Genomic DNA, 12323 nt, shown 5'->3' with positions numbered 1-12323 from the left:
ATAGGTTCGAGGTGGAAGTGCGGCAACGTATGCAGCTGACGAATACTAATCGGTCGAGGGCTTAACCAAATTCCTAATGTTCAACTTTACGCAAGTTTCGTATCTAGTTTTCAAGGCGCAAACAAACGCTTTGACTGTTTGGTGATGATGGCGGAAGGGATCCACGCGTTCCCATCTCGAACACGACCGTTAAGCCTTCCAGCGTCGATGGTACTTGAACCGCAGGGTTCTGGGAGAGTAGAACGTTGCCAAGCAACTGCAATTGAAAGAGCCTTACTTGGGTTAATCCAAGTAAGGCTCTTTTTGCATTCATATGTGGATAACCATTAACTGTATTTCCTACATCTATTTTGGATGATCTGGGCTAATAAATTGATTTAGATGGAAAACCTACAGATCCATTTAGTTGACTAGTTTCCGGTTAGGTGAGGGACCGGAGTGAAGCACCTAGCCAAGTCCAAGTTCCAAGATTCCAATGAAATTTTGTTATTTTCACAAAAATATAACGAGAATCCCTAATAAATGCTTCATTTTATAATACAATAAGGTTTAGTTTACTACTTAGGTAAAGCAACGATGGAATGGGAGTGATACATAGTGGAGAACGCCTATGTTCAAATAGGTACGGCGATGTTTCGGACGGGGATTTTGGGATATGGCGGCGGGCCGTCGATTGTGCCATTAATTCGGTATGAAGCGGTGACGCGTTTTAAGTGGATGAAGGATGAGGAGTTTATGGAAGTGCTCGCGATTGCGAATGCGCTGCCGGGGCCGATTGCTACGAAGTTGGCAGGCTACCTAGGCTACCGTCTGAAAGGCGGAATGGGTGCGCTCATTGGTGTGTTGGCGCATATCATGCCTACTTGTGTGGCGATGGTGGGGTTATATTCATTTATCACGTTCTTCAGCACGTCGCATGTAATCAAGGGAATGATTGCTGCGGTGGTGCCGATTGTCGCGGTCATGCTAGGCGTGATGGCGTATGAGTTTGGGGAGAAAGCGATCAAAGGACTAGGCTGGTCGGCGGGGGTTACTTTTTTCATCATAGCTTTCTTGCTGCTACAACCTTTATCGGTACACCCGGCTATCGTAATATTCATGTTCCTCCTATATGGGGCCTTTCATCATAAGTTAAAGGATAAGTGGGCGAAGAGTAAGAAGACGCTTGGCAAAGGTGATGGCGTATGATGGATTGGTGGCATTTGCTCGTTAGTTTTTTTCTTGCCAATGTGTTCGGCTATGGCGGCGGTCCTTCATCGATCCCGCTGATGTTTCAAGAGATTGTGACGAATCACAATTGGATGAACAGCAGTGAGTTCTCCAATATGTTGGCGCTGGCGAACGCACTGCCGGGGCCGATTGCGACGAAAATCGCCGCGTACGTTGGATACCAAGTAGGCGGCTGGTCAGGCGTGCTTATTACGGTGGCGGCAACGGTGGTGCCGTCGATTATTGCACTAATTATATTGTTGAATATGCTGCAGAAATACAAGAAATCCCCTGTGATTAAAGGGATGACGCTGCTCGTGCAGCCTGTCATTGCGATTATGATGGTCCTGGTCACCTGGAGCAGCTTGGCCGAGTCTACGAAAGTGATCGGGTATTTGCAGTTTTTTGGGATTGCCGCGGTAGCGTTCTATTTGATCCAAATCCGTAAGATACATCCGGCTTTTGTGATTCTAGCGGGTTTTGTATATGGTGGGGTTTTTCTATCCGCGTAATTATATCTGACATAAATTTGGCGCTAAGCACAAAGCTTGCGCCTCTTTTCGTTATAACACCAAACTTGGCGTCATGTTTATTGACGCTCAAGATGGGCGGACCGTATAGTGATGTGAGAGGGATAAAGGAATAGATGGGCTATATCGTTGTTATGTAACAGCAAATCGCTAGTCGGGATTTGCTGTTTGTTGTATACGGGTGAGAGTAGTAGGGAGATGCTGTTATGTCATATCAGGGCTAGTAGATATTATCTAAAGGAATAAGGAGGTCGGGGAGCTATGCGTACACATGAGAAAGATGCCGTTGAGATGATCCACATCGTGAAGCAGTTCGGTTCTGTGCTGGCGAATGATGAGGTAGATTTTCGAGCGAGATCGGGGGAGATTCATGCGCTGCTGGGCGAAAACGGTGCAGGCAAAAGCACGATGATGTGCATGCTGTCCGGCGTATACCGGCCGACGAGTGGAGAGATCTACCTACATGGGGAGCAGGTGCGCATTCGCTCACCGAAGGATGCGATGAAGCTGGGGATCGGCATGGTGTTTCAGAACTTCCGCCTCGTGCAGACCCTGACGGCTGCTGAGAATATTGTGCTTGGGGAAGCTGGCTCTTTCTGGCGCGGTCCCGGATGGTTGTCGAAGAAGTCGGAGGAAATCGAGGCGATTTCGAAGCATTTTGGGCTGCTGTTTCCCGTAGATCGGCCCATCTGGCAGCTATCTGTTGGCGAGCAGCAGCGAGTGGAAATTGTGAAGACGCTCTATCGGGGAGCGGATTTCATTATTCTGGATGAGCCAACCTCGGTGTTGACACCGGGAGAGGTTGATCTCCTTTTTGAGACGCTGGACCGGATGAAGAAGGAAGGCAAAACGGTCATTATGACGACGCATAAACTCAAAGAGGTGATGTTCGCGGCGGATCAGATCTCGGTCATGCGCAAGGGCAAGATGATTGCGACGATGGCGAAATCGGAGACGAGCGAACGCGAGCTGGCGCAGTTGATGGTGGGCGAGATGAGTTTAGCGAGCCGCGCACAACGAAGAACGAGAGCGAAGGAGAAGCCGATGCTCACGGTCAAGGGGCTTGATGTCTATGCGAACCATGGACGCAAGGTGCTGGATGGGCTTCATTTTGAGGTAAATGAAGGGGAGATTGTCGGTGTTGCTGGCGTCTCTGGGAACGGACAGAAGGAGCTGGCAGAAGTGCTGACCGGGCTGCGGGTTTGGAAGCAGGGGGAGGTCACTTTTGATGGAAAAGCGCTGCGGAATGGTTCGGTTCGGGGAGCGATTGAGCTTGGGATTGGGCATGTGCCGGAGAATCGGATGCGCAGTGGTCTAGCTGGCAGCTTGGACTCGGTGGATAATCTGCTGTTTAAAACGTATCGTTCATCAGAGCGATCGCGATTCGGTTTGCTGCGAACGGGAAGTAACCGGAGTTGGTCTCAGCGGTTGGTCGAGATGTTCGATGTGAAAACGTCGGGGATCGATTCGCCCGTTCAATTCATGTCGGGTGGGAACCAGCAGAAGCTGCTTTTGGCCAGGGAAATTGATCAAGGTCCCAAGCTTATGATTGCGGTGCATCCGACACAAGGACTCGATGTAGGGGCATCGGAAGGCGTGTATCAACTACTGGAGGATTTGCGAAGTAAGGGGCGCTCTGTGCTGCTCATTTCGGAGGATCTAGATGAGGTGCTTCAGCTGGCTGACCGTATTCTGGTCATGTATGACGGGCGCATTGTCGGAAATATGCCGAGGGAAGCGGCGAGCCGCGAGCACATCGGTATACTGATGACGGCGGGATCGGAGGAGGATGCAGGATGAGTGAACAACGAACAGCAGTCAGCATTCCTATCGAAAATAAAACGAGTAAGCGTGGAGTTGGGTTCCGTTTGCCGTATCGTTTGGAAATCGATCCTGCAGGGGCGAATAGCCCTTGGTGGGTAACGGTGGTCGCCATCTTACTGGCGTTGGTGGCTTGTGGGATTTTTATCGCATTGAATGGGATGAATCCGTTCATGGTTTACGGCAAAATGGTGAAAGGAGCCTTCGGCTCTACCTTTGGATTGACGGAAACATTAGTGAAGGGAATTCCTTTGCTCCTCTGCGGGCTGGGTGTATCGATTGCTTATCGTATCTCCGTGTGGAACATTGGGGCTGAAGGCCAGTTTGTAGCAGGAGCGATGGCGGCGACAGCGATTACGGTATATTTTCCACATCTGCCGATGTACTTCTCGATTCCAGCTATGATGGTCGCGGGTATGGTGGCCGGCGGTTTCTGGGGATTGCTGACGGCGATACCACGGAACTATTTTCAGGTAAACGAACTTATTACCTCGTTGATGCTAAATTATGTGGCGTTGCTGGCGCTGAACTATGTGGTTTTCGGGCCGTGGAAAGATCCTAAAGGGTTTAACTTCCCGGGATCTCCGATGTTCGCTGTTGCGCAGTCCTTGCCGACCTTTGGTGGGACCCGACTGCATGTGGGGCTGGTTTTTGCCATCATTGCTGTGCTGCTTTATGCTTTCGTCGTCCGGTATACGCGGTGGGGGTATGAGCTTAGGTTGATTGGTGCCAATAGTGAAGCGGCTCGGAACGCGGGTATTCGTATCTCTAAGCATGTTCTGCTGGTGATGGTGATCAGCGGCGGATTGGCTGGGCTAGCTGGTATGGGAGAAGTTTCTGGCGTAGCGCACCGTCTCATGTATGGAATCTCTCCTGGGTATGGATACACGGCTATTATTGTGGCTTGGCTGGCGAAGTTGAATCCGATTGGGCTTGTGGTTGCTTCGGTGCTCTTCGGTGGGCTCATTGTAGGCGGGTATAGTGTGCAAACGATTGGGTTGCCATCTTCCATTTCCTCGATGATACAAGGGGCGATTCTGTTCTTCCTCATCGCTGGGGGGATGGCTGGGAAATTTCGTATTCGTCGGAATGGCTGAGAATGATACGGAGCGATGGGAGAATTGAAGGGAAGGGGGAAGGGACGGATATGATCACACAAATTATTGTTTCAGCAATCTCTTCGGGTACACCGTTGCTCCTAGCCGTACTGGGTGGCATCTTGATCGAAAGATCCGGCATTATGCAGCTTGGCGCGGAAGGCTTGATGTTAATGGGAGCGGTGACTTCGTGCCTCATTTTCATACATACAGGAAATGTAGTGCTGGCCATTCTATGCGTGCTCGCGGTGAGTGGGGTACTCGGTTTGCTTCATGGATTTCTATGCGTAACGTTACATGCGAATCAGGTTGTTTGCGGGTTGGCGATGACCATATTCGGAGCTGGTCTTAGTGCGTACTTAGGAAAGCCTGTGAGTGGTCAACCACTTGTTGGTGCCGTACCGAAACTCGATATGCCGTGGTTGGAGCCGGTGCCGGTGATTGGTGGGATTTTTGCCCATATGGATTTGTTTACATGGTTAAGTTTCGTGCTCGTGCTGGCTATGCACTTGTTCATCCATCGTACATCATGGGGGCTTCATCTTCGCGCAGTCGGGGATAATCCCGCTACGGCGGACGTCATGGGTATTCCTGTGACTGCGATTCGCTATGGCTGCATTGTCGTAGGTTCGATGCTGATCGGGATGGGGGGAGCAGATTTGCTTCTTGTGTATACACCAACATGGAACGAGGGAATGACCTCAGGACGGGGGTGGATTGCGGTGGCGCTTATTATTTTTGCAAGGTGGAATCCGATTCGTGCCCTTGTGTGCGCGTATTTCTTCGGTGTATTAGATAGTTTGGGTTTCCGTGTGCAGCTGATTGGCAGCCATATTCCTTCTTATTTTCTGAAAATGATTCCGTACGTCTTCACTATTCTGGTGCTGATGTTCCTTGGTTGGCGGAATAAGAATAAGCCATCTGGTGCGCCTGAGGCGCTAGGTGTGCCGTATATAAGGGAACAGAGATTTTAGTTGTAGGAGTGGCTGCCGCTGGGTGCAGCGGGTAATGGGATATAAAGAAACCACTGGGAGTTTTGTTACTCTGGTGGTTTTTTGCGTTGTGTGGGAGGTTGAAGGGAGCCGGGCGATTCAAGCTCGTCAAGTCTCAAGAAATGACTCGGGTTCCTGATTTAACTGGATTTTCTACAGTTATTTGAGTGCAAATTGAGAAAAAGGTGGATTAGATGTATTTACTGTAGTTAATTATCAAGGATTAGCTAGATTCTTCTATATTTCTTGAAATTACCTACATATTTTACAGTTATTCTGAAAAAATGAGCCGATTCGAAGAAAATAACTGTAGTTTATACAGCTAAAGTTTTTGAGTGAAAGATTGATGGAGGTCTATGTAATGTTGAATGGTGGTGGAGAGTGGGAGTTGGGAGATGGAGATGTGATATGAGTGAAAGATTGATGGAGGTCTATGTAACGTTGAATGGTGGTGGAGAGTGGGAGTTGGGAGATGGAGATGTGATATGAGTGAAAGATTGATGGAGGTCGATGTAACGCTGAATTGATGGGTGGAGAGTGGGAGTAGGAGCTGGAGATGTGATATGAGTGAAAGGAAATGAGGAGGTCGATGTAACGTTGAATTGGTGGATGGAGAGTGGAAGCCGGAGAGGTAATGTGAGTTTGGTGATTGGAGATTGTATACAGAAACAGATGTGCGGATCAGAATAGCGCAATAGTAGGGCCGAAACGTCGATGTTGGCCAACTATTTTAGCAAAAATACAAAAAAAGTTAACGATGTTATGAAAGATTACAAACTTCATTCATATAAATTGACCCATAGGGATAGCGCAATTACAATGAAACAAATCTTGGAAAAGAAGGCAAAGCGTTTAAGGCGGAAATCGAGGTGTCGGGGCTATGAAGATCACACGGAAGCAAGTTAATGACATGAGTCAAGAAGCGTTCGTTCTAGCATTTGGTTCTCTTTTTGAACACTCGCCATGGGTAGCTGAACGAGCATCACGATCTCGGCCATTCGCCGACATTAAGGCTATGATTAGTGCTCTTGAACGAGAGGTAGAGCGAGCTAACCGTGAGGAGCAGCTGGCGCTGCTTCGGGCCCATCCGGATCTGGGTACACGCGTGCAAATGACCGATCACTCGGTCAAAGAGCAGTCAGGTGCCGGTCTTAACCAGTTAACTCCTGAAGAATACGAACAGTTTCTTTCTTTAAATACACAGTACACGGGCCGATTTCAGTTTCCTTTTATCATGGCGGTGAAGGGCCAGTCCAAGGATACCATACATGAGGCGTTACGTCATCGTATACAAGGAACTCCTGAAGCGGAGCTGCTTACGGCGTTGCAGGAGGTTTGTAAGATTGGGCGATTCCGACTAGCCGATATCGTGATGGAAGAAACGGAGGAGAAAGCGATGGAACAAGCAAAGGGTGCAGAGAGAATCATGTACTACGGGAAAGGTGATGTTTGGGTCTATCGTTCCTATGCCAAGCCGCTCACGAATATCACGCTGATTCCGGAATCGGGTTTCACAGGGCGAGATAATGTGTTGTTCGGCATGAACATCAAAGTAGCTGTGAGCGGGGAGAAGCTGTTTACCTCATTTAGCGAGGGAGATAACACCAATGTTGTAGCAACGGATTCGATGAAGAACTTCATTTTGCGCAAAGCAGGTGAGTATGAAGGAGCTACGGCGGAGGGGTTTTTGGCTTTTGCGAGCAGACTCTTCCTAGAGAAGTATCCATGGATGACGGGGATCAAAATGAGTGCGGATCAGGTGGCGTTCGAAACGCTGCCAGTTCCAGGACCAACAGGTCTCCAAGCAGGGGATCTCGTGTATCGTTATTCACAAAATGAACACCCAAGCGCATTCGTGGAACTCATTCGTACGGCAGACGATATCGTCCTCGCAGATCACTCTGCTGGCATAGCCGATCTAAAGCTAATCAAAGTCAAAGGAAGCTCCTTCGCTGGTTTCATTCGCGATGAGTACACGACACTGCCAGAATCGTCGGATCGCCCTCTGTTTATTTTCCTAGACATCGCATGGACCTATGAAGAAGCGGAAGATGCCTTCGATGCCGATTTAGGGCGCTATGTAGCCGCAGAGCAAATTCGTGATATTGCGCATACCGTATTCCATGAGCAGCATTCGCCATCGATTCAAAATCTTATCTATCGTATTGGACAACGTGCGTTACTACGATTCCCACAGCTTCGAGAAATTCGCTTCGAGTCCAACAATCGGACGTGGGAAACGATTCTAGAGGGAGTTTCTGTTGGGGAAGGCAAGGTGTTTACTGAGCCAAGACCGCCATATGGTTTCCAAGGCTTTTCGATGACAAAGCGTGATCTGGAGGGCCTATGAGCGTAGGAATCACTTCGCATGTTTTGGATGTAAGCATCGGTCGACCGGCGGTTGGCGTAAGGATCGATTTGTTTCGCTTTGAAGGAGGCGTGGCAGAAATGCTTCGCACTGACGTTACGAATACAGATGGCAGATTGCCTGGGCCGATGCTGAGTGGGGAAGATTTTACAATGGGGACGTATGAGCTTCTCTTTCATGTAGGTGACTACTTCAGAGGAAATGGTGTGGAGCTTCCAGAGCCGGCTTTTCTGGATCAAGTACCGATTCGTTTCGGTGTGGCGAATAAGGATTCCCACTATCACGTTCCCTTATTAATTGCACCTTGGGGGTATAACACGTATCGCGGGAGTTAGTACATGGAAGTCAGCCGTTGATTGCATCGTTACTTGCATAGACAGAGAGCTTCGAGGGAGGGCTTCGTAGGATGTATCAATTGGATCTTATCATACGCAAAGGGACGGTAGTCCTGCAAGATGCGTGTCGACAGCTGGATATCGGGATACGGAACGGCAAAATTGCAGCATTAAGCGAAAACCTCGTTCTATCGGAGGGAACACCTGTTTATGATGCGGAAGGCTTAACGATCCTGCCGGGCATGATTGATGCACACGTTCATTTCAATGAGCCTGCACTTGGTCATTGGGAGGGGTTCGTCACAGGTTCTGCCTCGCTAGCTGCTGGTGGATGCACAACCTATATTGATATGCCGCTCAATGGTGTTCCGCCTACGATTAGGCTCAGTGCCTTAGAGATGAAATTGAATTCAGCTGAAGGGCAATCCCATGTTGATTATGCCCTGTGGGGCGGTCTCGTTCCTGGCAATGTAGGCGAGCTTGAAGGGCTGGCACAAGCTGGAGTCATTGGTTTCAAAGCTTTCATGTCCTGCCCGGGAGGAGAGGGTGAAGATATCTTCACGGAAGTGGACGATGAGACGTTAGTTAACGGCATGAAGGAAATTGCGCGTTTAGGTCTAGTGCTTGCTCTTCATGCTGAGAGCGAGGAAATTGTCTCCAAGCTCGCTGCAGATGCAGTGCAAGCGGGTAAGCAAGGCGCGCTGGATTTCATTGCAACACGACCGATTGAAGCTGAAGTGGAGGCTGTTGGCCGAGCATTGGACTATGCGGAGCTGACAGGTTGTAAGCTGCATTTTGTACATATCTCCTCTGCAGAGGCAGTGGGGGTCATTGCGAAGGCAAAGGCACAGGGTATGGATGTTACGGTGGAAACGTGTCCGCACTACTTGACGCTAACGGATGTGGAGGTTGAACGCCTTGGACCCGTGGCAAAATGCGCGCCGCCCATCCGTACGGTGGAAGATCAAGCTTCCTTATGGGAAGAGCTGAAGGCCGGTCGGTTCGACATCATCGCCTCGGATCACTCCCCTTCACCCAAGCATATGAAGCAGGGGGATTTCTTCGCAGCATGGGGGGGCATTTCGGGGGCGCAAAGCTCGCTTGAGCTTATGCTAGATGAGGGCTACCTCCGTAGAGAGGTTCCGCTAACGCAACTCGCTCGCATGCTAGCGCTTGAGCCAGCCAAGCGCTTCGGGCTCTATCCCCGCAAGGGGGAAATCGCCATAGGGGCTGACGCGGATCTAGCATTGGTGGATTTGGCTGCGGGCTATACGCTGCAAGAAAGCGACTTATTATATCGTCATAAGCAGAGTCCCTATGTGGGGAAAGCGTTCGGCTGCAGCGTGAAGTCAACTTTCCTACGAGGCGTGAACGTGTACGAACGAGGCGTGGGCGTTGGAATAGCATCAGAGGGAGCTTGGCTGCGTCATAGTGCATCGATCGGAGGCGGGCTAGATGGCTAAAATGAAAGGGCACCCCCAGGAAGAGATGCTAGCCCAATACGGGGAGCGCATGCTGCTTGCTTTGGAGTGGCTGGCGACCTTCGGCGCCGATCCGGAAGGCGGCGTAACCCGGCTCTTGTATGCGGAGCCTTGGCTCAAGGCGCAATTAGCATTGATAGACCACATGCAAAGTATGGGGATCAAGGCAGATTTTGATGAAATCGGCAATGTGTACGGCAAATTGCTTGGATCAGACCCATCGCTTAAGCCGATACTGACAGGTTCACATATTGATACGGTCAAAAACGGCGGGAAATACGATGGGGCCTACGGCGTCATCGCTTCAATGATGGCGCTCGGCTATCTGAAGGCCGTGTACGGGACGCCGAAACGGACCTTGGAAATGGTCTCCTTTTGCGAGGAGGAGGGGAGTCGGTTCCCATTGGCTTATTGGGGCTCTGGTCATGTGACAGGGGTACTTTCCTTAGCTGAAGGTGCAGGCCTTGTTGATCCAGAGGGTGTGACGTTATTCGAAGCGATGGCGCGCGTGGGCTTTGACATAGATCAGGGTGAGCCCCAACCAGCGAAACGCAATGGGATTGGCGGATATATTGAAATTCATATCGAACAGGGAGCAGTCCTTGAGTTTAAAGAGAAGCAGATTGGTGTCGTCACAGCGATTGTTGGCCAAATTCGAATGACGATCGTCGTTACGGGTATACCCAATCATGCGGGAACGACCCCAATGACCATGCGCAAAGATGCGCTGGCTGCTGCTGCCGAGATGGTTGCGCTGACAGAGAAGATGGCACTTGCGGAGGGCGAACCTTTGGTAGCTACCGTAGGGCGCTTAGAAGTAAAACGTGGAACATCGAATGTAGTGCCTGGTGAAGTCGAATTTACGTTGGATATTAGACATACGGACGAGCGGAAGATGGAGGCTTTTCGTACAGAGCTGATATCGCGGTTTGTGGAAATCGCGGTGCGAAGAGAGCTTTATATAGATACTATGGAGCATCTAAATGCGTTACCTGTAGCCATGGATAGTGGGATTTCGGCGGAAATTGAGGCTGCCTGCGACTTCTATGGCTACGAGCATATCCGCATGCCGAGTGGAGCGGGACACGATGCTCAGCTATTCGGACCGATCTGTCCGTCGGCTATGATTTTCGTGCCGAGTCGGGCAGGCATCAGTCATAATCCCAACGAGTTCACGAAGCCGGAGGATCTCATTGTCGGCTTCCAGACACTCGTTCATGTGTTATATCAATACGGCTACGGGGGCAAAGCAGATGAAAACCTATAAAGATTTATCACCATCCCTTCGCACGATTATGACCCCGGGACCGGTCGAGGTTGACCCCAGGGTGCTGCGAGCGATGTCTTATCCCATTCTAGGGCAGTTCGATCCGGAGTTTACCGAGCTTATGAATGAAACGATGGAGATGCTTCGAGATGTATTTCAAACGAATAATCAATGGGCGTTCCCAATCGATGGGACTTCCCGTTCAGGTATAGAGGCTGTGCTGGTTAGCATCATTGAGCCAGGCGATAAAGTGCTCGTTCCGATCTACGGACGATTTGGACATTTACTGGTAGAAATTTCTGAGCGTTGCGGGGCTGAAGTGGCGATTATCGAGCAAGAATGGGGAACTGTGTTCGATCCTATTGACATTGTTACCGCTATTAAGCGGGAGAAGCCAACCATCGTTGCAATGGTTCATGGTGAGACGTCGACAGGCTGTATCCAAAAGTTCGAAGGGATTGGGGCAGCCTGCCGAGAAGTGGATGCCTTGCTTGTTGTAGATGCTGTAGCCACGATTGGTGGTGTACCCGTGAAAACCGACGAGTGGGGGCTGGATGCGGTCATTGGCGGCACGCAAAAATGTTTATCCGTTCCATCAGGCATGTCCCCGATTACGTACAATGATCGCGTTGAAGCGAAGGTGCAGCGCCGTAAAACGATTGAGCGCGGACTGCGGGAGAAAGGCTCTCCTGTTGGGATTGGTAAAGTTGTGGCGAGTAATTATTTTGATCTCGGCATGCTGCAGGATTACTGGAGTCCGAAGAGATTGAATCACCATACAGAGGCTACGACGATGTTGTACGCACTGCGTGAAGGATTGCGCCTTGTACTGCAGGAGGGACTGGAAGAGCGATTCCTGCGCCATAAGCGCCATGAAGCGGCTTTGGTTGCTGGTTTGCAGGCAATGGGGTTGACGCTGTACGGTGATCCACAGTGCAAGCTGCCAGTAGTAACCTGTATACGTATTCCGATCGGAGTTGATGGGGAAGCCGTTCGATCGATGCTGCTGAACAGCTTCGGTATTGAAATTGCCTCTTCCTTCGGTCCATTGAAGGGACAGATTTGGCGCATCGGAACGATGGGTTTTAGCTGTAATCAGAAAAATGTGCTTCATGTCCTCGGAGCTCTGGAAGCAACACTACATTGGTATGGTGTGGAGGTAGCTGTAGGGAAGGCGTTGCAAGCAGCACTGGCGGTATATGCTCTTGATGGGGAGGGATAAG

At 50.2% G+C, this 12323-nt stretch carries 10 protein-coding genes and 1 rRNA gene; all 11 read left to right on the top strand.

The annotated features are described in order from the left end of the window. The first annotated feature begins 137 nt into the window (after nt 1–137). The 11 genes from rrf (at nt 138) to AC58PV_RS24920 (ending at nt 12322) form a co-directional block, all read left to right on the top strand. Nucleotides 138–254 (top strand): 5S ribosomal RNA (gene rrf, locus AC58PV_RS24970). Between the two features lie 343 nt (nt 255–597). Then, on the top strand, nt 598–1188 hold the full coding sequence (chrB, locus tag AC58PV_RS24965; RefSeq protein ID WP_497435279.1) for a chromate efflux transporter ChrB: 591 nt from the start codon (nt 598–600) through the stop codon (nt 1186–1188). Next, nucleotides 1185–1721 carry a chromate efflux transporter ChrA gene (chrA, locus tag AC58PV_RS24960; protein ID WP_497435278.1) on the top strand — a complete coding sequence of 179 codons (537 nt, stop codon included), beginning with the start codon at nt 1185–1187 and terminating at the stop codon, nt 1719–1721. The genes chrB and chrA overlap by 4 nt, the downstream gene beginning before the upstream one ends. Before the next feature lie 279 nt (nt 1722–2000). Then, nucleotides 2001–3539 (top strand): ABC transporter ATP-binding protein, encoded by a 1539-nt coding sequence (locus AC58PV_RS24955; protein ID WP_497435277.1) that lies wholly within the window; start codon nt 2001–2003, stop codon nt 3537–3539. After that, entirely contained in the window at nt 3536–4657 is a 1122-nt protein-coding gene (locus AC58PV_RS24950; RefSeq protein WP_497435276.1) for an ABC transporter permease, read from the top strand. Before AC58PV_RS24955 ends, AC58PV_RS24950 begins: the two co-directional genes overlap by 4 nt. Nucleotides 4658–4707: 50 nt before the next feature. Then, entirely contained in the window at nt 4708–5631 is a 924-nt protein-coding gene (locus tag AC58PV_RS24945; RefSeq protein ID WP_497435274.1) for an ABC transporter permease, read from the top strand. Between the two features lie 898 nt (nt 5632–6529). Continuing rightward, nucleotides 6530–7999 (top strand): factor-independent urate hydroxylase, encoded by a 1470-nt coding sequence (gene pucL / locus AC58PV_RS24940; RefSeq protein WP_497435273.1) that lies wholly within the window; start codon nt 6530–6532, stop codon nt 7997–7999. Further along, nucleotides 7996–8352, top strand: coding sequence for a hydroxyisourate hydrolase (uraH, locus tag AC58PV_RS24935; protein WP_497435272.1), 357 nt, complete (start codon nt 7996–7998; stop codon nt 8350–8352). The genes pucL and uraH overlap by 4 nt, the downstream gene beginning before the upstream one ends. A gap of 71 nt (nt 8353–8423) precedes the next feature. Beyond that, entirely contained in the window at nt 8424–9815 is a 1392-nt protein-coding gene (gene allB, locus AC58PV_RS24930; protein ID WP_497435270.1) for an allantoinase AllB, read from the top strand. Further along, nucleotides 9808–11100: a Zn-dependent hydrolase gene (locus AC58PV_RS24925; protein WP_497435269.1), complete on the top strand. Its 1293-nt coding sequence runs from the start codon at nt 9808–9810 to the stop codon at nt 11098–11100. The genes allB and AC58PV_RS24925 overlap by 8 nt, the downstream gene beginning before the upstream one ends. After that, on the top strand, nt 11087–12322 hold the full coding sequence (locus AC58PV_RS24920) for a pyridoxal-phosphate-dependent aminotransferase family protein (RefSeq protein ID WP_497435267.1): 1236 nt from the start codon (nt 11087–11089) through the stop codon (nt 12320–12322). The genes AC58PV_RS24925 and AC58PV_RS24920 overlap by 14 nt, the downstream gene beginning before the upstream one ends. Nucleotide 12323 lies beyond the last annotated feature (1 nt).

This window comes from Paenibacillus sp. J22FR83 (assembly GCF_059691955.1).
Note: the sequence above shows the minus strand (reverse complement) of the source record. Positions and strands in the feature narration are given on the sequence as shown.

Bases quoted from the DNA above. Each gene is read 5' to 3' on its own strand.
- allB (WP_497435270.1), top strand. From the start codon at position 8,424: ATGTATCAATTGGATCTTATCATACGCAAAGGGACGGTAGTCCTGCAA.
- uraH (WP_497435272.1), top strand. From the start codon at position 7,996: ATGAGCGTAGGAATCACTTCGCATGTTTTGGATGTAAGCATCGGTCGA.
- AC58PV_RS24955 (WP_497435277.1), top strand. From the start codon at position 2,001: ATGCGTACACATGAGAAAGATGCCGTTGAGATGATCCACATCGTGAAG.
- chrA (WP_497435278.1), top strand. From the start codon at position 1,185: ATGATGGATTGGTGGCATTTGCTCGTTAGTTTTTTTCTTGCCAATGTG.
- pucL (WP_497435273.1), top strand. From the start codon at position 6,530: ATGAAGATCACACGGAAGCAAGTTAATGACATGAGTCAAGAAGCGTTC.
- AC58PV_RS24925 (WP_497435269.1), top strand. From the start codon at position 9,808: ATGGCTAAAATGAAAGGGCACCCCCAGGAAGAGATGCTAGCCCAATAC.
- AC58PV_RS24950 (WP_497435276.1), top strand. From the start codon at position 3,536: ATGAGTGAACAACGAACAGCAGTCAGCATTCCTATCGAAAATAAAACG.
- AC58PV_RS24945 (WP_497435274.1), top strand. From the start codon at position 4,708: ATGATCACACAAATTATTGTTTCAGCAATCTCTTCGGGTACACCGTTG.
- AC58PV_RS24920 (WP_497435267.1), top strand. From the start codon at position 11,087: ATGAAAACCTATAAAGATTTATCACCATCCCTTCGCACGATTATGACC.